Origin of the sequence: Micromonospora cynarisoli, assembly GCF_030518815.1 — a bacterium.
Classification (GTDB): Bacteria; Actinomycetota; Actinomycetes; order Mycobacteriales; family Micromonosporaceae; genus Micromonospora; species Micromonospora wenchangensis.
The window spans coordinates 553479-574436 of sequence record NZ_CP130426.1 but is presented as its reverse complement, the minus strand read 5'-3'; the positions used below and the strand labels follow the sequence as shown (position 1 = coordinate 574436).

At 72.3% G+C, this 20958-nt stretch carries 23 protein-coding genes; 10 read left to right on the top strand and 13 right to left on the bottom strand.

Annotation, left to right across the window (positions count from 1 at the left end; genetic code table 11):
* From Q2K16_RS02140 to Q2K16_RS02130, 3 genes are read right to left on the bottom strand one after another with little or no spacing between them, the layout of a single operon-like run.
* Positions 1-924 carry an ABC transporter permease gene (locus tag Q2K16_RS02140; protein ID WP_088642656.1) on the bottom strand — a complete coding sequence of 308 codons (924 nt, stop codon included), beginning with the start codon at positions 922-924 and terminating at the stop codon, positions 1-3.
* Positions 921-1766, bottom strand: a complete 846-nt coding sequence (locus tag Q2K16_RS02135; protein ID WP_302743264.1) for an ABC transporter ATP-binding protein — start codon at positions 1764-1766, stop codon at positions 921-923. Before Q2K16_RS02135 ends, Q2K16_RS02140 begins: the two co-directional genes overlap by 4 nt.
* A 2-nt stretch (positions 1767-1768) precedes the next feature.
* On the bottom strand, positions 1769-3295 hold the full coding sequence (locus tag Q2K16_RS02130; RefSeq protein WP_302743263.1) for an ABC transporter substrate-binding protein: 1527 nt from the start codon (positions 3293-3295) through the stop codon (positions 1769-1771).
* 188 nt (positions 3296-3483) lie between these two features.
* Between Q2K16_RS02130 and Q2K16_RS02125 the strand changes: the two genes are divergently transcribed.
* From Q2K16_RS02125 to Q2K16_RS02115, 3 genes are read left to right on the top strand one after another with little or no spacing between them, the layout of a single operon-like run.
* Positions 3484-4221, top strand: a complete 738-nt coding sequence (locus Q2K16_RS02125; RefSeq protein ID WP_302743262.1) for an enoyl-CoA hydratase/isomerase family protein — start codon at positions 3484-3486, stop codon at positions 4219-4221.
* Positions 4218-5036, top strand: a complete 819-nt coding sequence (locus tag Q2K16_RS02120; protein WP_302743261.1) for a VOC family protein — start codon at positions 4218-4220, stop codon at positions 5034-5036. Before Q2K16_RS02125 ends, Q2K16_RS02120 begins: the two co-directional genes overlap by 4 nt.
* Positions 5033-5548, top strand: coding sequence for a flavin reductase family protein (locus Q2K16_RS02115; RefSeq protein WP_302743260.1), 516 nt, complete (start codon positions 5033-5035; stop codon positions 5546-5548). The genes Q2K16_RS02120 and Q2K16_RS02115 overlap by 4 nt, the downstream gene beginning before the upstream one ends.
* Positions 5549-5625: 77 nt before the next feature.
* Here the strand turns inward: Q2K16_RS02115 and Q2K16_RS02110 are convergent, their stop codons facing one another.
* Genes Q2K16_RS02110 through Q2K16_RS02085 form a run of 6 tightly spaced genes read right to left on the bottom strand, consistent with a single transcriptional unit; the run spans position 5626 to position 10291 of the window.
* Positions 5626-6114, bottom strand: coding sequence for a MaoC family dehydratase (locus Q2K16_RS02110; protein ID WP_302743259.1), 489 nt, complete (start codon positions 6112-6114; stop codon positions 5626-5628).
* Complete coding sequence (locus tag Q2K16_RS02105) at positions 6102-6923, bottom strand: enoyl-CoA hydratase/isomerase family protein (protein WP_302743258.1); 822 nt, start codon at positions 6921-6923, stop codon at positions 6102-6104. The genes Q2K16_RS02110 and Q2K16_RS02105 overlap by 13 nt, the downstream gene beginning before the upstream one ends.
* Entirely contained in the window at positions 6920-7876 is a 957-nt protein-coding gene (locus Q2K16_RS02100) for a zinc-binding dehydrogenase (protein WP_302743257.1), read from the bottom strand. The genes Q2K16_RS02105 and Q2K16_RS02100 overlap by 4 nt, the downstream gene beginning before the upstream one ends.
* Complete coding sequence (locus Q2K16_RS02095; protein ID WP_302743256.1) at positions 7873-8583, bottom strand: nitroreductase family protein; 711 nt, start codon at positions 8581-8583, stop codon at positions 7873-7875. The genes Q2K16_RS02100 and Q2K16_RS02095 overlap by 4 nt, the downstream gene beginning before the upstream one ends.
* Positions 8580-9329: a nitroreductase family protein gene (locus Q2K16_RS02090; protein ID WP_302743255.1), complete on the bottom strand. Its 750-nt coding sequence runs from the start codon at positions 9327-9329 to the stop codon at positions 8580-8582. Before Q2K16_RS02090 ends, Q2K16_RS02095 begins: the two co-directional genes overlap by 4 nt.
* Complete coding sequence (locus Q2K16_RS02085; RefSeq protein WP_302743254.1) at positions 9326-10291, bottom strand: nuclear transport factor 2 family protein; 966 nt, start codon at positions 10289-10291, stop codon at positions 9326-9328. Before Q2K16_RS02085 ends, Q2K16_RS02090 begins: the two co-directional genes overlap by 4 nt.
* Positions 10292-10413: 122 nt before the next feature.
* Between Q2K16_RS02085 and Q2K16_RS02080 the strand changes: the two genes are divergently transcribed.
* Positions 10414-11562 (top strand): acyl-CoA dehydrogenase family protein, encoded by a 1149-nt coding sequence (locus tag Q2K16_RS02080; RefSeq protein WP_302746343.1) that lies wholly within the window; start codon positions 10414-10416, stop codon positions 11560-11562.
* 37 nt (positions 11563-11599) lie between these two features.
* On the opposite strand, the gene Q2K16_RS02075 is transcribed toward Q2K16_RS02080, so the two are convergent.
* The 4 genes from Q2K16_RS02075 to aceB form a co-directional block, all read right to left on the bottom strand.
* On the bottom strand, positions 11600-12235 hold the full coding sequence (locus Q2K16_RS02075; protein WP_204926564.1) for a TetR/AcrR family transcriptional regulator: 636 nt from the start codon (positions 12233-12235) through the stop codon (positions 11600-11602).
* A 154-nt stretch (positions 12236-12389) separates the two neighbouring features.
* Positions 12390-13298 carry a hypothetical protein gene (locus tag Q2K16_RS02070; protein ID WP_302743253.1) on the bottom strand — a complete coding sequence of 303 codons (909 nt, stop codon included), beginning with the start codon at positions 13296-13298 and terminating at the stop codon, positions 12390-12392.
* 144 nt (positions 13299-13442) lie between these two features.
* Positions 13443-14387: a TauD/TfdA family dioxygenase gene (locus tag Q2K16_RS02065; protein ID WP_302743252.1), complete on the bottom strand. Its 945-nt coding sequence runs from the start codon at positions 14385-14387 to the stop codon at positions 13443-13445.
* Between the two features lie 73 nt (positions 14388-14460).
* Entirely contained in the window at positions 14461-16044 is a 1584-nt protein-coding gene (gene aceB, locus Q2K16_RS02060; protein ID WP_302746342.1) for a malate synthase A, read from the bottom strand.
* Between the two features lie 582 nt (positions 16045-16626).
* Here aceB and Q2K16_RS02055 point away from each other — a divergent pair.
* From Q2K16_RS02055 to Q2K16_RS02030, 6 genes are all read left to right on the top strand, one after another.
* On the top strand, positions 16627-17724 hold the full coding sequence (locus tag Q2K16_RS02055) for an ABC transporter substrate-binding protein (protein ID WP_302743251.1): 1098 nt from the start codon (positions 16627-16629) through the stop codon (positions 17722-17724).
* Positions 17724-18509, top strand: a complete 786-nt coding sequence (locus Q2K16_RS02050) for an ABC transporter permease (protein WP_302743250.1) — start codon at positions 17724-17726, stop codon at positions 18507-18509. The genes Q2K16_RS02055 and Q2K16_RS02050 overlap by 1 nt, the downstream gene beginning before the upstream one ends.
* Before the next feature lie 3 nt (positions 18510-18512).
* The gene (locus Q2K16_RS02045; protein ID WP_302743249.1) at positions 18513-19307 is read left to right on the top strand and encodes an ABC transporter permease; all 795 of its coding nucleotides are present in this window, start codon (positions 18513-18515) and stop codon (positions 19305-19307) included.
* Complete coding sequence (locus tag Q2K16_RS02040; RefSeq protein ID WP_302743248.1) at positions 19304-20095, top strand: ABC transporter ATP-binding protein; 792 nt, start codon at positions 19304-19306, stop codon at positions 20093-20095. The genes Q2K16_RS02045 and Q2K16_RS02040 overlap by 4 nt, the downstream gene beginning before the upstream one ends.
* A gap of 109 nt (positions 20096-20204) precedes the next feature.
* Positions 20205-20399 carry a hypothetical protein gene (locus tag Q2K16_RS02035; RefSeq protein ID WP_302743247.1) on the top strand — a complete coding sequence of 65 codons (195 nt, stop codon included), beginning with the start codon at positions 20205-20207 and terminating at the stop codon, positions 20397-20399.
* Between the two features lie 88 nt (positions 20400-20487).
* Positions 20488-20958 carry a hypothetical protein gene (locus Q2K16_RS02030; RefSeq protein WP_088642635.1) on the top strand — a complete coding sequence of 157 codons (471 nt, stop codon included), beginning with the start codon at positions 20488-20490 and terminating at the stop codon, positions 20956-20958.

The following is a 20958-nucleotide window of genomic DNA, read 5'->3' as shown; positions in this document are numbered from 1 at the left end:
TCACCGCACCCTCGGGTCGACGATCGAGTGCAGGACGTCGACGAGCAGGTTCAGCAGCACGAACACCAGCGCGCCGAACACCACGATCGCCTGCACCAGCGGGAAGTCGCGGAACTGGATGGCCTGCAACGCGAGCTGGCCGAGACCGGGCCAGGAGTAGACGTACTCGACGGCGACCGCGCCGGAGAGCAGGATGCCGGTCTGGAGCACGACGATGGTGAGGATCGGCATCATCGCGTTGGTGAAGGCGTGCCGCCACACCACCCGGCGGGTGCTGATGCCCCGGGCGCGGGCGGAGTCGATGTAGGGCTCGGCCAGCGCGTCGCTCATCGAGGCGCGGGTGAGCCGGGCGATGTGCGCCATCGGGTAGACCGACATGGTCAGCGCGGGCAGGATCAGGTGTCTCGGGCTGCCGGACTGGCCGGCGGGCAGCCAGCCGAGTTTCACGGCGAACAGCACCACCAGCATCATGCCGAACCAGAAGACCGGCACGGACTGGCCGAGCAGGGCGAGGGTGGAGGCCCCCCGGTCCCACCAGGTGCCCTCCCGGGTGGCCGCGAGCACCCCGAGCGGCACGCCGACCAGCAGGGCGAGGGCCATGCCCGCGCCGACCAGTTGCAGGGTGTACGGCAGCCGGTCGGCGATCATCGAGGTGTTGGACTGGTAGAACTGCAACGACTGGCCGAGGTCGCCGGTGAAGACGCCCTTGAGGTAGTCGAGGTACTGCACGACGACGGGCAGGTCCAGGCCGAGCTGGTGGCGCAGCGCCTCGCGTTGTTCGGGCGGGGCCATCGGGCCGAGGATGGTGGCGGTCGGGTCGCCGGAGAGCCGGCCGAGCAGGAACGCCAGGCTGAGCGCGATGAGCAGCGAGGCGAACAGCGACGCGAGCCGGCCGCCGACGCGGCGTACGGTGCTGGCCTTCATCGGCGGGACCTCCAGCGCGCGCCGGGCATCGCGGCGAGCAGTTCGCGGGTGTAGTCGTTCTCGGGGGTGCCGAAGACCCGGTCGCAGGGTCCCGCCTCGACGACCCGGCCCCGGTACATCACGTGCACGACGTCGCAGAGCGAGCGGACCACGGCCAGGTCGTGACTGATCATCAGCAGCGCCGCGCCGGTGGTGGCCCGGATCTGCCGTAGCAGGGCCAGCACGTCGGCCTGTACGGAGACGTCGAGGCCGGAGGTCGGTTCGTCGGCGACGATGAGGCGGGGACGCATGAGCAGCGCGCGGGCGATGCAGACCCGCTGCGCCTGTCCCCCGGAGAGCTGGTGGGGGTAGCGGTCGAGCAGGTCCGGGGCGAGCCGGACCCGGCCGAGCAGGTCGGCGTCGTCGATCCAGGAGGTCCGTTCGGGTTGCAGCGCCCGCAGTTCCCGCAGCCCGGAGCGGACCGACTGGCGGGGGTCGAGCGAGCCGTGCGGGTCCTGGAAGACCACCTGGACCTCGGGGCGCAGCCGACGCAGTTGGGTGCGGCTGACCGCCGAGAGCGAGTGGCCGAGCAGCCGGATGTCGCCCCGGCCGCGCGGGCCCAGCCCGGTGGCGGCCATCGCGAGGGTGGTCTTGCCGGAGCCGGACTCGCCGACGACGGCGACGCTCTCGCCGGCCGCGATGCGCAGCGACACCTGGTCGACCGCGCGGAAGAGCGAGCCGGTGCCGCCGTCGCGGTGCTCGACGACGAGGTCGTCGACCTCCAGCACGGGGGTGTCCGACTCCGGGGTGCGGGGGTGCCGGGCGAGGTCGCCCGGCGCCCCCGTCTCCGCTACCTCGGACATCGTCAGCGGGTCGTCTTCGTGAAGTCCACGGTGTTCAGCGGGCCGAACACCACGCCGGACACGCCGGGGCCGCTCGCATAGTTGAACACCTGCCGGTACAGCGGCACGTAGCAGTGCTTCTGGACCACGCCGATCGTGTTGAGCTGCTCGTAGAGCGGGGCGGCCTGCTGGGCGTCGTTCTGTTCCAGCGCCTGCTGGGCCAGGGTGTCGATCTGTGGGTCGGGGCAGTTGCCGGTGATCGACTTCGTCTTCATGAAGCCGCTGACGAAGTAGTCGGGCACGGCGACGTTCGGCACCCCGGCGAAGATCGAGAGGCCTGGCACCTGACGGCCGACGATCCGCTTGACCAGCGTGCCGTAGTCCAGCGGCACGTAGCTGACCTTGAAGCCGGCCTTCTCCAGGCTGCCACCGACGGCCTGGGACACCTCTTCGATGTTGGTGTACTGGGCCGCCGGGTAGGTGATCTGCACGGTCGGGTTCGCCCCGCCGAGGAGTTCCTTGGCCTTGGCGGCGTCGGCGGTCACGCTCTGCGTCGGCTGCTGACCGGGTTTGACGTTGAGCAGGCCGGCGTCGGCGACCGCCTGACCGTCGAAGATGCCCTTGACGATGGCGTCGCGGTCGATGGCCAGGGCCGCCGCCTCGCGCAGCTTCGGGTCGTCGAACGGGGCCTTCGTGGAGTCGAGGAAGGCGATGATCTTCATGGCGGTCTCGGTGCTGACCACCTCGACCCCGGCGGCCTTGGCGGCGCTGGCCTGGGCCGGCGGCAGGTCGAAGGAGACGTCCACGCTCTTGCTCTGGATCAGCGCGAGCCGCTGGGCGGCCTCGTTGGCCCAGGTGAAGGTGACGCCCTCGTTGGTCGCCTTGGTGCCCCAGTAGTCGGGGTTGCGCTTGACCGAGATGTCGCGGCCGGCGTTCGCGCCCGACCAGACGTACGGGCCGGTGCCGACGGGTGCGGCGGCGAAGCCCTCCGAGCCCTTCTCCTGGTAGTACTTCGGCGGCACCAGGTAGACGGTGGTGAGCAGGTCGGGGATGTCGTACTGCGGGGTCTTGGTCTTGACCACGACGGTGGTGGCGTCGGGCGCCTCGATCGCGGTGACGTTGCCGAAGTACGACTTGAGCTGCGAGGCCGCGCTGTCGCGGGTGAGCGTGATGGTGTTGGCGACCGCCGCCGCGTCGGCCTTCTCGCCGTTGCTGAAGCTGATGTCGGGACGGACCTTGAACGTCCAGGTCGTGGCGTCGGTACGGGTCCAGTTGGTGACCAGGCCGGTGTCGGTCGGCGCGAGGTCGCTACCGGTGTTGATCAGGGGTTCGAGCATCGTCGCCCAGACGATCTGGGCGGAGCGCGCGCCGACGATCGGGTCGAGGGTCGCCGGTTGGGCGGCGAGCAGCGCCCGGATGGGCGCGGTGCGGGACGAGCCGGTGTCGTCGGAGTCGGAGCCGCCGCAGCCGGTGAGGCCGGCGCCCACGACGGCCAGGGCCGCGGCCAGTGCCAGGGAGCGCCGGGAGCGCAGGGATTTCATGATCATCATGGGTGTCCTTCACTGCGATGGACCCGTTCTGTCTCCGCGTGAGGCGGCGGTGACGTTCGCCACAAAGTACCGACCAGCCGGTATCAAGTCAACGGGTCGGCCGGGTATCTCGCTCGTGACATTCGCGTGACAAAGGCCCGCCGGCCAGCGCCGTTGTGTTCATACCGACCGGTTTGTATGATACCGCGGTGACCATCACCCTCACCCATGGGCACGACGGCCGCCTCGCCCGGGTCCGCTACGACAACGCGGCGCGCGGCAACTGTTTCGACACCACGACGCTGCACCGGCTCGTCGACACCCTGGAGACCGCCGCCGCCGACGGCACCTGCGCGGTCATCCGCCTGGACATGGCCGGGCGACACTTCTGCGCCGGCTGGGACACCTCCTCCTTCACCGCGCTGGCCGGGGCCACCCGGGAGGAGGTCGCCGCCGACCTGCGCGCCAGCGACACCGCGTTGCAGCGCATCCGCCGGCTCCCGGTGCCCGTCGTCGCCGCCGTCCGGGGACGGATCATCGGGTTCGGCGTCGGCCTGCTCAGCGCCGTGCACCTGCCGGTCGCCGCCGCCGACGCCCGGCTGTCCCTGCCGGAGGCGCGCTACGGCTTCGCCCCCGCCGGGGTCGGCCACACCATCGCCCGGTCGGTGCCCCGGCCGCACGCCTACCACCTGCTCACCGGGGTGGCGGAGGCGACCGCCGGGCAACTGCGCGACTGGGGCCTGGTGGCCCGGGTGGTCCCCGACGACGAGCTGGACGGGGCGGTCGACGACCTCGTCGACGCCCTGCTGGCCGTGCCCGGGGCGACCCTGCGGGCGGTGGTCGGGGTCGTCGAGTCGAGCCTGACCACCGGGACCGCCGACCAGGCGTACGACATCTCGGCCCGCACGATCGTCGCGGGCCCGGCCACCAGGGGGGCAACCGGATGAGACCACGATTCCAGCCCGGCGAGGCGGTCTGGGTGGAGCTGTGCACGCCCGACCCGGCGCAGGCCGAGACCTTCTACGCCGCGCTGCTCGGCTGGACGGTGCGCGCCGAACGCCTCGGCGGCACCACCTATCGGATGTGCAGCATCGACGGGCGGGACGTCGCCGGGATCTCCGACGCCGCCGCCCTGCACGGCGACCGCCCCCGGGGCTGGCTCACCTACTTCGCCGTCGACGACATCGCCGCGTCCGCCCGGCAGGCGGTGGCGCTCGGCGGCGAGCTGGTCGCGCCGCCGCGCTACCTGCCGGCGGCGGGTACCGGCGCGGCGGTGATCGACCCGTTCGGTGCGGCCTTCGGCCTCTACCAGGGTGAGTCGCGCGTCGGCGTCCAGGCGGTCAACTCCGCCGGGGCGCTGTGCTGGAACGAGCTGGACACCGGCGAGCCGGCCGAGGCGGTGGCCTACTACCGCACGCTGTTCGGCTACACCACCCAGCAGCGCGACGACTCGCCGACGGCCCGGCCCTACACGGTGCTGATGCTCGGCGACGTGCCGGTCGCCGGGGTCCTCGAACTCGACAACGCCTGGCCGAACCCCATCCCGTCGACGTGGGTCACCTACTTCGCCGTCGCCTCGCTCGACGACGCGCTGGCCCGGGTGACCGCCCTGGGCGGCAAGCCCACCGTCGGGCCGGTCGACACCCCGCACGGGCGGCTGCACCTGGTGAAGGACCCGGGTGGGCACACCCTGTGCCTGATCCAGCTCGACACCGGGCTGCGGCCCGACCACGACTCCTGCGACCCGGCGGTGACCCGATGATGGCCGAGCCCCTGTTCGACTCCGCCGAGTTCCGTCAGGTGTGCGGGCACTTCCCCACCGGTGTGACCGCGGTGACCGCGGTGACCGCCGGGGGCGCGGTCGCCGCGCTGACCGTGAACTCGTTCACCTCGGTCTCGCTGCAGCCGGCGAAGGTGCTGTTCTGCGTCACCAGTTTCTCGTCGAGCTTCCCGGTGCTGATGGACGCCGACCGGATCGCCGTCCACATCCTCAGCCAGGACCAGGAGGACGTGGCCCGCCGGTTCGCCACCTCCGGGCTGTCCGGGGAGCAACGGCTCGACGGGGTGTCCTGGGTGCCCGGCCCCGACGGCGTCCCGCTGCTGCCCGACACCCCGGCGATCCTGGCCGGCCGACGCGACGAGGTGATCACCAGCGGCGACCACGTGATCGTCCTGATCGACGTCGACCAGGTCCGCCTGAAGCCGACCGACGTGCCGGCGCTGTCGTTCTACCGGGGCCGGTTCGTCGCACCGTCGCGGACGACGACCGAGTGAACGCCGACGCCGGGCCGGGTGACCGCCGGCCCGGCGTCGGGCGGGTCACGACCGACGCCGGGCGACCGTCCCCCTGCTCAGGCGTAGTAGCGGAACAGGATCTCCGCCACGCAGCAGGGCTGCGACGTGTCGACGAACTCCACCGCCACCGACGCCTTGGCCTGCACCCCGGGGGTGGCCTCCGGGCCCGGCGCGGTGATCGCGGTGGCCGCGACGAGCGACGCGCTGCCCTGGATCTCGACCCCCGGCGGCAGCGGCCTGACGAACCGGACCCGGTCGAGGCCGTAGTTGACCCCCATCGAGAAGGTCCGCACCTCCAGGATGTCGGCGAGCAGGCACGGGACGAGGGCCAGGGTCAGGAACCCGTGCACGACGGTGCCGCCGAACGGCCCGGACCGGGCCCGTTCGACGTCGACGTGGATCCACTGGTGGTCCCCGGTGACGTCGGCGAACTGGTCGACCTGCCGCTGCGTCACCACCTGCGGCGCGCTGACGCCCAGCTCCGTGCCGACCAGCCCCAGCAGGTCGGTCGGGGTGTCGACGGTCGTCCGTCTCATGGTGCGCATCGGGGGTGCTCCGTTCCGGGTGGTCGGTCCAGGGTGTCGGGTCGGGTCGGCGTCCCGGGGGTACGCCGGACGGGCGGGGACGTGGCTGCGGCACGGGCCGCCGCCTGGGCCGTGACGTGCGCGGTGAGGGTCTCCCACTCCCGGTCCCAGTCCGCCTCGGCGTCCGGCGGACGGGCGACGGTGAGCATCCGGCGGACCGCCGCCGGGTCGCGGGCCGCGACCGCCCCGGCCAGCGCGTCGACGTGTCCGACGAGCAGGTCGTCGGCGACGGCGGCACTGACCAGTCCCCGGCGTACGGACTCCTCGGCCGACCAGGTCTCCCCCGTGAGCAGCAGGCGTCGGGCGAGCGCCGGGCCGACGGCGAGGGGCAGCAGGACGCTTGACCCCCACCCGGGGACCTGACCGACGGCGAGGTGCCGGTCGCCGAGCCGGGCGCTGTCGGCGGCGACCGCGATGTCGCAGGCGAGCAGCAGTTCGAGGCCGCCACCGAAGGCCGCCCCGTTGACCGCGGCGACGGTGGGCACCCGGGCCGCCCGGATGGCGCGGACCAGGCGGCGGCCCCGGTCGAGGTGGGCCAGCAGCGCGGGCAGGTCGCCGAGCAGACCGGTGGCCTCGGCGAGGTCGGCCCCGGCGCAGAAGCTGCGGCCGGTGCCGGTGAGCACGAGCACCCGTACGCCCGGGTCGGTCGCGGCGGCGAGCCACCGTTCGAGACCGGCCAGCACCGTGCTGTCGCATGCGTTGCCGACGCCGGGCCGGTCAATGCGCGCCCAGAGGGCGGCCCCGCGCCGGGTCAGCACCACGGAGGTCACGTCAGGCTCACGCAGAGCTTGCCGAACGCGGTGCCGGCCAGCATCCGGCCCGCCTGCGTACGGATGTCGGCGAGGTCGACGACGCTGTCGACGACGGGCCGAACACGGTGGGTGTCGACGAACCCGACCAGCGCCACGAACTCGTCGAGGGTGCCCATGGTCGCGCCGTGCACGCTGATCTCCCGGGCGAACAGCCGCGGCAGGTCCAGCTCGGCGGTGAAGCCGCTGGTGCCGCCGCACACCACGATGGTGCCGCCGGCCCGGGTCGCGCGGGTCGAGTGGGCGAAGGTTGCCGCTCCGACGGTCTCCACCACGATGTCGGCCAGCTCCGGGGTCCGCGCGCCGCCGTCCAGGGCGACGGCCGCGCCAAGGGCGAGCGCCCGTTCCCGTTTGGCCGCCGAGCGGGAGGTGACCATGACGGTCGCGCCGGCGGCCACGGCGAGGCTGATCGCGGCGGTCGCCACCCCGCCACCCGCGCCCTGCACCAGCACGATCCGTCCGGGGCCGACCGCCGCCCGGGTGAACAGCATCCGGTACGCGGTGAGCCAGGCGGTCGGGAGGCTGGCGGCCTCGGCCCAGCTCAACCCGGCGGGCTTGGCGACGAGATGCGCCGCCGGGACGACGATCCGCTCGGCGAGCACGCCGTGGCCGGCGTCGGGCAGCAGGGTGGCGTGCGGGACGGTCCGACCGGTGGGCGCGGTGGGCAGAACCGGGTAGACGATCACCTCGCGGCCTGCTGCGACGCCTGCCGCGTCGCTGCCGATGACCCGGGGCCCGTCGTGCCCGCTGGTGCCGATGCCGCGCAGCGTCCACAGGTCGTGCATGTTCAGCGCGCCGGCCCGGACGTCGACCTCCACCCAGCCCGGTGACGCCGCCGGGGGGTCCAGGTCGCCGACGAGCAGCGCGCCGACCGGGTCGGCGGCGCTGGGGGTGCGGACGTGGGCGGCTCTCACCGGCCCGCCGATCCGGCCGGTTCGGTGGGCCCGTTCCAGAACGCCACGTCGGCGAGGTCGGCACGGGCCGCGGGGCGGAAGTCCAGGCCCCGGGTGTAGGCGACCGGGACGAGGGTGACCGGTCGCCAGTCGTCGGGCAGGCCGAGCACCTCGCGTACCCGGGTGGCCCGGTGGGCCAGGGCGGTGGCCAGCACCGAGCCGAGGCCACGCGAGCGCAGGGCGAGCTGGAACGACCAGGCGAACGGGAAGATCGACCCGTAGTAGCCGGAGGCGGTGCCGCCGACGGGCCGTTCGGGGACCGGTTTGGTGCTGCACAGCACGACCAGGACGGGCACCTGCGCCAGGTGGTCGACGAGATGCTTGACGGCGGCGAGGACCCGCTGCTGCCGGGCCTGGGCCTGCGGGTCGGCCCGCACGCCGGGCGACAGCCGGGTGGTGGTGGCCGCCTCGCCGTCGGCCAGCGGACGGGCGACGGTGGCGTCCCAGATCTCGGTGTACAGGGTGGACAGTTCCCGTTTGAGTGCCGGGTCGTCGACCGCGACGATCCGCCAGTCCTCCAGGTTGGAGCCCATCGGCGCCTGCTGCGCGAGGCGCAGGCACTCCTCGACGACGGCGCGGCCGACGGGCCGGTCGAAGTCCAGCCGGTGGCGCACCGCGCGGGTGGTGGTCAGCACCTCGTCGATGTCGGTGATCACTGCGCCGGTCATCGGTGGTCCTCTCCGGTGAGTCGGTCGACGGGCTTGTCCCGGTAGGGCAACGGCGTCCCCCACCGGTCGAGGTAGCTGACGCGGTGCACGGGTCGGCGGGCCGCGACCCTGAAGTCGGTGCCGATGGTGTAGGCGACCGGCAGCATGGTGATCTGCACCGCGCCGTCGGGGATGCCGAGCAGCGTGGCGACGGCGGCGGCGTGGTGCAGGTGCAGGGTGGTGATGACGGTGCCCAGGCCGCGTGCCCGCAGCGCCAGGTTGAACTGCCAGATCGCCGGATAGAGCGACCCGTAGAGGGCGGAGTTGGTGCCGGGGCCGCCGGTGGCCGGATCGGGCCGGGTCGCGCACGGGATGACCAGGTACGGGGCCCGTCCGATGTGCTGCGCGAGGTGTTCGGCCCCGGCGAGGATGCGGGCGGTGCGGGCGCTGACCGTGCCGTCCGGGTCGACGCCGCCGAGGCGGCCCCGGACCAGGTCGTTGCCGGTGCCCGCCGCGCTGTGCAGCGGCTCGTGCACGTAGGTGCGGTAGGCGGCGTGGTAGAGCGTCGCCAGTTCGGCCTTGAGCGCCGGGTCGCCGACGACGAGCCAGCGCCAGTCCTCGGCGCCGCCGCCGGTGGGTGCCTGCACGGCGAGTTGGAGGCACTCGCCGACGAGGTCGAGGGGCACCGGGCGGTCGTAGTCGAGGCGGAGCCGGACCGACCGGGTGGTGGTCAGCACGTGGTTGAGGTCGGTGAACGGCAGGGTCATCGGTCGGCCTCCGGGGCGACGCCCAGCAGGTCGGTGACGTGCAGGGTGTCGCAGTACTCGCGGACCTCGGCGATGCCGCCGGGTCGGACGTCGACGATCCAGAGGTAGCGGTTCTGGTAGCGGGTGCCGTCGCCGAGGAGGGCGTGTCCGTGGGCCTCGACAGCGACGAGGGTGTCGTCGACGATCCACCGGTCGGGGGTCACCGCGATCCCGGGGGACGCGTAGGTTCCGCCGGCCAGTCGGTCTCGCATCGCGGCGAGTTTTCCGCTCATCGCGACCCGGCCGTGCAACGGGCCGTCGAGGTCGCCCCGGCCGTGGTGCCGGCCGAGGTCGCGGCGGCGGCCGGAGTCGGTCCACCAGGTGGCGTCGGGGGTGAAGAGCGCGCCGAACGTGTCGAGGTCGCCCCGGGCGAGGGCCGGCCACATCGCCAGCGCGGTCGCCAGCGCCGGGGGCGCGTCGACCGGGTCGGGCGGGTCGTGGTGCGGCTGGTCGTCGAGGCTGCTGCGGGGTACGGGGGCATCGTCGCCCACGACGTGCTGTGCGTGGGCGGTGTCGAGGTACTCCCGTACCGCGACGATCACCCCCGCCCGGTCCACGTCGACGACGAAGCCGTAGCGGTTGGCGTACTCCCGTCCGCTGGCGTGGACGCCGTACCCTTCGACCTCGATGACGCAGGTGTCGTCCCCGGCGACGATCCGGCGGGGGATCTGCCGGCAGCCGGTGGGGAACTCGTGCGGGCCGAGGGACCGCATCAGCGCCAGTTTGTCGTCCATCCGCATGAGGCCGTGCAGGGGGAAGCGTCCGCTGCCGTGCGGGGCGAGCGCCGGGTCCCCGCCGCGACGGTCCGGGCCGGTGTCCACCCACCAGGTCGCGTCGGGGGCGCACAACCGGGCGAGGCCGCCGAGGCTGCCCCGGTCGAGCGCGGAGACGAAGTCCATGCCTGCCCGGACCGCGCGGGTCATCCGACCTCCCACATTCCGACTGGTGGGTATCTAACACGTCGGGCCCGGACAACTCAAGGGGTGCCCAACATACCGACCGGATGGTATTTTGCTGGCCGGCGGTTCCGACGAGGGGGTTTGTGGTGTTCGAGGCGTACCGGTTGCCCGAGGAGCACGACGCGGTCCGTGAGGCGGTCCGTGAGGTCTGTGCCGCCAAGGTGGCCCCGTACGCGGCCGAGGCCGACGAGACGGGGGAGTTTCCCAGGTCGTCGTACGAGGCGTTGCGTGCCGCCGATTTCCACGCCCCGCACGTCCCCGTGGAGTACGGCGGCGCGGGTGCGGACGCTCTGGCCACCGCGATCGTCATCGAGGAGGTGGCCCGCGCCTGCGCCTCGTCGTCGCTGATCCCGGCGGTGAACAAGCTGGGCACGATGCCGTTGCTGCTGGCCGGGTCGGAGGAGTTGAAGCGGCGGTACCTGACGCCGGTGGCGGCGGGGGAGGCGATGTTCTCGTACTGCCTGTCCGAGCCCGAGGCCGGCAGTGACGCGGCGTCGATGACCACCCGGGCCGTCCGCGACGGGGACCACTGGGTCCTCAACGGCGTGAAACGGTGGATCACCAACGCCGGAGTCTCGGAGTTCTACACCGTGTTCGCCGTCACCGACCCGGCGGCCCGCTCCCGGGGCATCTCCGCGTTCGTGGTGGAGAAGTCCGACCCCGGGGTCAGCTTCGGCGCCCCGGAGAAGAAACTCGGGATCAAGGGCTCCCCCACCCGCGAGGTCTACCTCGACAACGTGCGCATCCCGGCCGACCGGATCATCGGCGACCCCGGCACCGGCTTCGGCACCGCCATGCGCACCCTCGACCACACCCGGGTCACCATCGCCGCCCAGGCCGTCGGGATCGCTCAGGGCGCCCTCGACTACGCCAAGGGCTACGTCCAGGAACGCCAACAGTTCGGCAAACCGGTCGCCGAGTTCCAGGGCGTGCAGTTCATGCTCGCCGACATGGGCATGAAACTCGAAGCCGCCCGACAGTTGACGTACACGGCGGCCGGGAAGTCCGAACGCGGTGACGCCGACCTGACCTACTTCGGCGCCGCGGCCAAGTGCTTCGCCTCCGACGCCGCCATGGAGATCACCACCGACGCGGTGCAGTTGCTCGGCGGCTACGGCTACACCCGCGACTACCCCGTCGAACGCATGATGCGCGACGCCAAGATCACCCAAATCTACGAAGGCACCAACCAGGTCCAACGCATCGTCATGGCCCGCCAACTCCTCAAGAACTGACCGCCGGAGAGGGGGCCCCGGCGCGGCCCGGCGGGAATCAGGCGGTCAGACCCTCCAGCACCATCGCGCTGAACTGGCGGGCCACCTCGTCGACGCTGAGCGGTCCGCCGACGTTGAGCCACTGGTACGCCCAGGCGCACATGCCGACCAGCCCGAAGGTGGCGATGCGCGGGTCGACGTCCGCGCGGAACGCCCCCCGGGCCACCCCGTCGGCGATCATCCCGGCGAACGCCGCCTCCACCAGGCCCCGCTTGCGGGTCACCTCGGCGAACAGGTCACCGGAGAGGTAGCGCCGCTCCTGGTAGAAGATCGTCACGTGGGCCCGGTACTCGGCCACGCTGGTGAGGCTGAAGCGGATCAGCTCGCGTACCCGCACGGTCGGGTCGTCGCTGTCGGCCTCGATCTTCTGGATCGCGGCGAGCTGCGCCTCCAGGTACTCCTCCTGGATGTGCCGCAGCAGGTCGTCCTTGCTGGCGAAGTGGTGGTAGAAGGCACCCTTGGTGAGCTGCGCCTGGTCGGCGATCTCCTGCACCGAGGTGCGGTCGAAGCCCCGTTGCTCGATCAACCCCAACGCGCTCGTGATCAACGAGTTGCGGGTGTTCTCCGGGTCGTACCCGTCGGGCCAGCGTTGCCGGCGTCGGGTCGACTCCGGTCGGGACGTCGCACGCGCCATGAATGGCCTCCCTGTCCGCGATACAGCCAGACAATGCTACCGTCCGGTCGGAAGGAAGCGAAGGGAGCCACCCCGATCGATCCGCCCGAGAAGTGTCGCGCACCCTCGGGCCGGGCGGAAGCCCCGCGGCGACACCTGCCGTACGTGGGCGGACTCAGCGTCGGGGGTCGTTCGACCGGGCCCGGTCCGGCCCGGCGGTGCGGTGGCCGACGCGCGGGGCGCGTACCACCGGGGACGTCGTGGCACCGGGGCGGAACTCGCGGGCCGCGGCGGCGACCAGCTCGTCCGGGTCGTCGGTAAGCACGCGCCGCAGGTGCGCCGGGACGAGTTCCGACGTCGCCACCGCCATCCGCACCTGCGCCGACCGGTCGTCGACCAGGGGACGCAGGTCGGTCTCGTCGAGCGCGACGGCGGCCACCAGCGCGGCGCGGACGTCAGGCACCGGGTCCTGGGCGAGGGCGCGACGGTGCTCGGCGGTGGTCCGCGGATTGCGCGCCAACCCCCTGCGCACCCGGGCCGTGCGGTCGGCCAGCAGCGTGGTCATCACGTCCGGGTCGTGGGTGTGGGTGGCGAGGCGTTCCCGCACCTCGGGTGAGACGTCGTCGACCAGCCGCACCGCCAGCTCCGGCTCCAGGTCGCGTGACTCGGCGAGCAGGCCCCGCAGCTCCTTGTCGGCGGTCTGTGCCATCGCCCGGCGCACCGACGCGTCGCAGGCCGGGTTGCCGGCGACCGCCCAGCGGACCCACCGGTCGGCATCCCTGACCAGGCGCAGCAGGTTGGCGATCGAGGTGGCGGGGTTGCGCGCCACCGCCTCCCGGACGTCCCGGTCACGGTCGCGGGTGAGCGGGCGCAACGCCTGGGCGGGCGCATCGGCCCGGGTGGCGACCGCCCGGCGGACCACAGGCGACGGGTCGGCGGCCAGGTCGATCAGGGTCAGGTGGGTGGCGCCCGGGTCCTGCGCGAGGCGGAGCCGGGCGTCGACGTCGCCGTCCATCGCCGTGGGCGGGCGGGTACCCGCCCCGCCCTGCCGGTCGGGCCGGTCGACGTCCTGCTGCTTCGCCATGACGTCATCATGTCACGGGCCGGACGGGCCGCTGCGAGGCCGACCGACGCACGGTCGGTGAGCCGGGCGGGGGTGGCCGCGCGGGGCCGGCCCGCCCACCACGGCCGGCCGCCGGATGCCTGCCGGCCGTGGTGGGCGGCGGGGTCACCGGGCCAGCGCGACCGCGCGGGGCACGATGCCCCCGGCGTCGAAGGCCGGCGGCAGGCCGAGGTCACGGTCGATGACCAGCCACAGCCGGATCAGGTCCCGCTTGCGTTCCGGCTCCGGATAGTCCTGGTAGTCGGTGCGCGCGTGCATGATGGTGTAGTTGTTGAGGAACTGGATGTCGCCGGGGGCGAAGTTCATGTTGAGCACGAACTCGTCGGAGTTGTCGAGTTCGTCGAGCAGGTCCATCGCCTCGATCTGGGCGGGGGTGAGGTCGGGCACGCCCTCGCCCCGGGGAGCCGACTCGATGTACGCGCGGCCGTAGTGCGCGAACAGTTTGCCGTCGTCGTTGCGGCCGAAGATCGGGCACTGGAAGAAGCTCTCCGGGCCGTTGCCCGAGCGGCGGTCGTGCCACCAGTCGGCGTACAGCACCTCGGCCAGGTCGGGGCGGCGGCGGACGATCTCGTCGTGGACCGCGACCGCGCTGACGATCGTGCTGACCCCACCGGACATGGCGGGGCGGATGCACAGCAGCCCCACCACGTCGGAGGAGTCGGCGTGGTAGTCGAGCCGGGCGCTGGTCTGGAAGCCGCGCACCAGCGGGTCGTTACGGTCGACGCCCTGGTCCCGGATGTGGATGAGCAGGTCGTCCTCGGTCTTCTGGTGGATCGGGATGCCGACGTGCAGCCCGATGCCCCAGTACATCAGCTCGGCCTGCCGTTCGGTCAGCCGCTCGACCGGCACCCCGCGCACCAGGACGAAGCCGCGACCATCGACCAGTTCGTCGACCACGCCCGACAGCACCGGGGCGAGCGTGGGCAGCACGAAGTTCTCCTTCGTGACGTCCCGCAGCCCGACGTCGGGCCGGTCCACGGCGGCCAGGGCCGCCATGAGTTCGGCGACGTGCGCGTCGGTCAGTTCGATCTTCCATTCCGGACTGTCCACGATCTCCGGTCCCCGCCATGCCGCGGGGCCACCCACGATCTCGACCACTTCGGATCCTTTCCTCGATGACTGTTCACGACATCCGTGCGTAGGCGGGCAGGGTGAGGAACTCGACGAACTCGTCGGCCAGGCTCACCTCGACGAAGAGGTCCCGGGCGGCGGCGTAGCCGGCGGCGTCGAACGCCGGGCCTCGGGCGGCGGCGATCGTGTCGATCTCCTCGGTGATCACCTGCTCGACCAGGTCCCGGGTGATCGGACGCCCGTCGGCGAGCGGCACGTCGTTGTGCACCCACTGCCACACCTGGGAGCGGGCGATCTCGGCGGTGGCGGCGTCCTCCATCAGGTTGAAGATCGCGACCGCGCCCAGGCCGCCGAGCCAGGCCGCGAGGTACTGGAGCGCGGCGCTGACGTTGTTGCGCAGTCCGGCCTCGGTGACCTGCCCGCCGGCCGACCGCACGTCGAGCAGCGCGGCGGCGTCGACCTTGACGTCGTCGCGGGTGCGGTCGAGCTGGTGCGGCGCGTCGGCCAGGAAGCCGTCGAAGACCTCCCGGCACAGCGGGACGAGGTCGGGGTGCGCCACCCACGACCCGTCGAACCCGATCGTCGCCTCACGGGTCTTGTCCTCCCGGACCTTGGCCAGGGCAGTGGCGTTCACCTGGTCGTCGCGGCGGCTGGGGATGAAGGCCGCCATGCCGCCGATGGCGTGGGCGCCGCGCCGGTGGCAGGTCCGCACCAGCAGTTCGCAGTACGCCTGCATGAACGGCGCGGTCATGGTGACCGAGTTGCGGTCGGGCAGGACGAAGTCGGCCCCCCGGTTGCGGTGCTTCTTGATGATGCTGAACAGGTAGTCCCACCGGCCGGCGTTCAGTCCGGCCGAGTGCTCCCGCAGCTCGTAGAGGATCTCGTCCATCTCGAACGCCGCCGGGATGGTCTCGATCAGCACGGTGGCCCGGACGGTGCCCTGCGGGATGCCGAGTTCCTGCTGGGCCCAGACGAAGATGTCGTTCCACAGTCGGGCTTCCCGGTGGCTCTCCAGCTTCGGCAGGTAGAAGTAGGGACCCCGGCCGGCGTCGAGCTGCCGCCTGGCGCAGTGGAAGAAGTAGAGCCCGAAGTCGACGAGCGCGCCGGCCACCGGGCGCCCGTCGACGCGCAGGTGCTTCTCGTCCAGGTGCCACCCCCGGGGCCGGACGACGATGGTCGCGGGGTCGTCGCCGAGGGTGTAGGACCTGCCGTCGGGGGTGCTGAAGTCGATGGTGCGGTCCAGCGCGTCGACGAGGTTGAGCTGGCCTGAGATGACGTTGTCCCAGGTGGGGGTGATGGCGTCCTCGAAGTCGGCGAGCCAGACCTTGGCGCCGGAGTTCAGCGCGTTGATCGTCATCTTGCGGTCGGTGGGACCGGTGATCTCGACCCGGCGGTCCACCAGGCCGGGGGCCGGGGGCGCGACCCGCCAGTCCGCGTCGCGCACGTGCGCGGTCTCGGGGAGGAAGTCGAGTACGGCCCCGGCGTCCAGCTCGGCCTGCCGGGCGGCGCGCAGCGCCATGAGGTCGTCGCGTCGGGCCCCGAAGCGGCGGTGCAGTCCGGCGAGGAAGGCCACCGCCTCCGGGGTCAGTATCCGGTCGGATCCCGGCACGGCCCGGCCGGTGATCGTCACGTCCACGTCCTGCTGGTTGGTCACGGCTGAACCTCGCTGTTCGTTCGCCAGTTTTCCTGCGCCCGGGTCGCGGTGATGCTCGTGCGGGTCGTCGGCCGGGGCAGTCTGTATCAAAAAGAGAGACGCCATCTCGGATAGCGATAGATTTACCCATCATGCAGGTGCTGTCAACCCCACAGCACCGCCGTCGTGACGACACGACACCGGCCGCGAGGTGCGCGAACGCGGACCAGGAACCAATCTGAATCACTTGACAAGATGACATCTCGCATAGAGGATTCCGGTCACCCGTCAACGCAGCTCCACCGTCGGCACGGTCGCCACCCTTCCTCGTGCCCGTGACCGAGGCGCCGGTCATCCCGCTGCCTGTCGTGAACTCCTGGCGACACCGGCCCGCGTCACCCACCGCGTCCGATCGGCGACACCGGTCAGGCGTCGCCGCACCCTCCTCATCCCCCATCAGGTCCCGTCAGCGACCACGGCGCACCGCACCGGCCCTCCGTCGGCGGCCTCCGTGGCGTCGGCGTCCGTGCGGGCTGGTCCGGCCACCCGTTCGGGATGCCTGTCAACTCACTGGAGGACATCCCCATGGTTTTCTTCTTTGTGGACTCGAAGGCGCGCACCCCGGGAGATCGGGCCGCCGAAGGACCCCGTCGCGGGCCCGACCGCAGCCCGGACCGTCGACACCACGGTGGACCGACCCGGCGCGGACGGCTGGCCGTCGCGCTGGCCACCGTCAGCGCGCTCGCCCTGTCCGGCTGCTTCTCCGACGGCGGGTCGGACGCCCCCGCCGACGCCTCGCTGGGGGAACCGCTGAAGGTCACCCAGATCGGCTTCCCCAACGAGATCACCCTGGTCTGGGCGTTGAAGAAGGGCCTCTTCGCCAAGCACGGCATCGCCGTGGAGCCGGTCACCCTCGCCTCCGCGTCGTCCGCCGTCGCCGCCGCCGACTCCGGCCAGGTCGACCTGGCCTTCTCCGGCGGCTGGGGAGCCATCGTGGCCGCCTCGCAGGGGGTGAAGGTCAAGATCGTCATGGGTGCGTACTTCAACCCCACCCCGCCGGACCCGACCCGCAGCCGGGGCGTCTTCGCCAGTACGAAGAGCGGCGCGAAGACCTACTGCGACCTGGTCGGCAAGACCGTCGGGGTCACCGAACTCAACGGCCCCGGCCAGGTCTACACCAGCGCCGCCGTCCGCAAGGCCGGCTGCGACGACAAGAAGATCAAGTATGTGAACATCCCGAGCGCGCAGATGGCCACCTCGTTGAAGGGTGGCGCGGTCGACGCGATCAACGCCAGCGGGGCGATCGGCCAGACCCTGGTCCGCGAGGGCGGCGCGGTCTGGCTCGGCGAGCCGTACGCCGACGTGCAGGGGCGGATCAACTACGCCGACTACGTCGCCTCGGAGAAGTTCGTCGCCGGCAACGCCGACCGGATCGCGAAGTTCCGGGCCGCCATGGACGAGTCGCTGCGCCAGATCAAGGACCCGGCCAACGAGGCGGAGTGGCAGCAGATGGCCGCCGACTTCGGCAAGACGACAGTCGAGGCGATCCGGGCCAGCCAGTTCGAGGAACTGTCCAGCGAGGTGGACCGGGCGGCGTTGCAGAAGATGGCCGACCTCGCCCACGAGTTCGGCGCGATCAGCACGAAGGTCGACACCTCCGGCCTCGTCCACGAGTCGGCTTGATGGGCGCCGTCCGCACCGCGCTGCGGCGCGGCCAACCGGTGATCTGGGGGGCGGCGGGCCTCGGCCTGCTGGTCGCCGGCTGGGCCGCCGTCGCCGCCGCCGGGGTGGTGCCCGCCTCCGGGCTGCCCGGCCCGGTCGCCGTCGGGCGGGCGTTCGGCAACCTGCTCGGGGACGCCGACTTCGTCCGGGAGTACCTCGACACGCTCGCCACCTGGGCGGTCAGCCTCGGCCTCGCGGTGGTCATCAGCATCCCGCTGGGCCTGCTGATCGGCTACCTCGAACCGCTGGCCCGGGCGAGTTCCCTGGTGATCGACATCGGGCGGGCGATGCCGGTGGTGACGCTGATCCCGGCGGCGATCGTCCTGATCGGGCTGGGCCCGCAGATGAAGATCTCGGTGGTGACCTTCTCGGTCTTCTGGATCGTCCTGGTCAACACCATCTACGGGGTACGTAGCGTCGAACCGCTGGCGCTGCGGGTGGCCCAGGCGCTGAAGTTCGGCCGGGTCGAGACGATGCGCCGGGTGCTGCTGCCGACCACCCTGCCGTACGTCGTGACCGGCATCCGCATCGCCACCGGTATCGCCTTCGTGGTGACCCTGAGCGCGGAGCTGCTCGGGGCCACCACCGGCGTCGGCACCGTGCTCGTCAGCTACCAGGAGGCGCAACGGGCCGACGCGGTCTACGCCGGGGTGCTCGCGGTCAGCATCACCGGCATGGTGCTCAACATCGCCGCCCAGCTCACCGAGCGACGCGTCATCCGCTGGCGTCCGTCCGGGCAGGAGTAGACAGTGCGCAGGTTCCTCATCCGAGTGTTGTCCTACACGTGGCTCGTGCTCGCCCTGGTGCTCGTGGCCGAGGTGCTGCTGCGCTGGCGGGACTCGTCGTTCACCCCGCCGCCGAGCCGGGTGGCCGGCGCGTTCGTCGACCTGTGGTGGAGCGGGCCGGCGCACCGGCTGTTCGCCTCCGACGCGTTCGTCGCGGACGTCGGCGCGAGCATGTTCCGGCTGCTCGTCGGCTACGCCCTGGCGGTGTCGGTGGGCACCCTGGTCGGGGTGGCGCTGGGCCGCAGCCAACGCCTGGAGTGGCTGTGCGCGCCTGTGGTGCGCCTCGGCGTCGCCACCCCCGCGGTGGTGCTCATCCCGATCGCGATCGTGCTGCTCGGGATCAACGACCGGATGCCCATCTTCGTCATCGCGTTCGGCTCGATCTGGCCGGTCGTGTTCAACACGATGGACGGGGTGGCCAACGTCGACCGGCTGGCCCTCAACAGCGCCCGGGCGATCGGGTTGCGGCGGGTGGACCGCTTCCGGTTCGTCGTGCTCCCGGCGGCGCTGCCGCGCATCCTGGCCGGCGCACGGGTCAGCCTGGGCATCGCGGTGGTCCTGATGGTCAGCTCCGAGCTGTACGCCTCCACCTCGGGGGTCGGCTACCAGATCCTGCTCCAGCAGCAGAAGTTCGACACCCCCCGGATGTTCGCCGGGGTGGTGATGGCGTGCGCGATCGGCATCCTGTTCAACGCACTCTTCGGCCTGTACGAGCGGTGGGCGCTCCGCGGGCGACCGACGGTAGGGAGATCGGCATGAGCGACCCGGAGAACACCTCGGCCGCGCTGGTCGTGGCGGGACTGTCCAAGACGTACACCACGAACGGGGTCGACCACCTGGCGATCGAACAGGTCGACCTGGAGGTGCACGCGGGCGAGTTCGTCTCCATCGTCGGGCCCTCCGGCAGCGGCAAGACCACGTTGCTGAACTGCATCTCGGGGCTGATGCGGCCCAGCACCGGCGAGGTCCGGTCGTTCGGCGAGACCATCGGCGACGGCCCGTCCGAGGACATGGCGATCGTGTTCCAGGACTACAGCCGCTCGCTGTTCCCGTGGCTGACCGTCGAACGCAACATCGGGCTGCCGCTGCGCCGCACCGGGGCGAGCCGGGCCACCGTGGCCAGCGCGGTGGACAGCCTGCTGGAGGCCGTCGGGCTGCCCCGTTCGGTGATCGGCAAGTACCCGTGGCAGCTCTCCGGCGGCATGCAGCAGCGGGTCGCGATCGCCCGCGCGCTGATCAACAAACCGAAGATCCTGCTGATGGACGAGCCGTTCGCCTCGGTCGACGCGCAGACCCGAATCAGCCTGGAGGACCTCACCCTGCGGGTGTGGCGGGAGTGGAACAAGTCCGTCCTGTTCATCACCCACGACATCGACGAGGCCGTCTACCTCTCCGACCGGGTGGTGGTGCTCAGCAAGGGCCCGTCGACGGTGAAGGCGACCGTGGACGTGCCGCTGCCCCGCGACCGCGACCAGATCCTCACCAAGCAGGAACCCCTGTTCGGCAAGCTGCGCAGCGAGGTGATGGACCTGGTCATGGGCCACTGACCGCCCCACCGTGGGCCACCGGGACCGTCGCGCCGGCGGGCGGCCCGGCGGCCTCACGGGTGGGCCGGTCGGCGGCGTCGACCGTACGGTGGTGCGACAATCTGTCGGGGTGAGCGCCGAACATCCCGTCCCCGACGTCCGCGCCCCCCGGGCCCCGCTCGGGTCGAGCCCGCAGCACCTGCTGGCCACCCTGCTCGGCGAGTACCTCGACCCGGCGGCTGCCGACCTGCCGTCGGCGGCGGTGATCGCGATGCTGCGGGAGTTCGGGATCACCGGAGCCACCGCCACCTGCACCGGAAGCTGACCGTCGCGCCCGCCGCACGGGCGGGTCGCCCGGTGCGGCGGGCCGATACCGGGTACCGGCCCGCCGCGCCGTGCTCTAGGGTGCCGGCATGACCAGCGCACCCCGGGAGGCGGAGACCCGCATCGGGCCGGTCGGTGCGCTGCTCTGCCGGCTGCTCTTCGTGGCCATCTGCCTGCCCGGACCGGTCCTGCTCGCCGCCGACGTGACAGGCGACCTGCCGGTGTCACCCGGGGAGCGCTGGGGGCTCGTCGCCGGCGGGGTGTTCACCACGATCGTCGGGGTCGGCTTCGGTGTCTTCGGCTGGCGGGTGGTCGACCGGTCCCGCAGCGACGCCCGCCGGCTCGACGCCACCGGGGTCGCCGCCACCGCCGAGATCCTCACCGTGGCGCACCACCTCGGCGGGGAGAGCCCGGAGCTCGACCTGCACCTGCGGATCAGCGGGCCCGGCTTCGCCCCCTTCGAGGCGGACACGGTCCGGCCCGACGACCCGGGACTCGTGCCCGGCCGGCTGCTGACCGCCGTCGTGGACCCGGCGAGCCGGCTCTACCGGGTCCAGTGA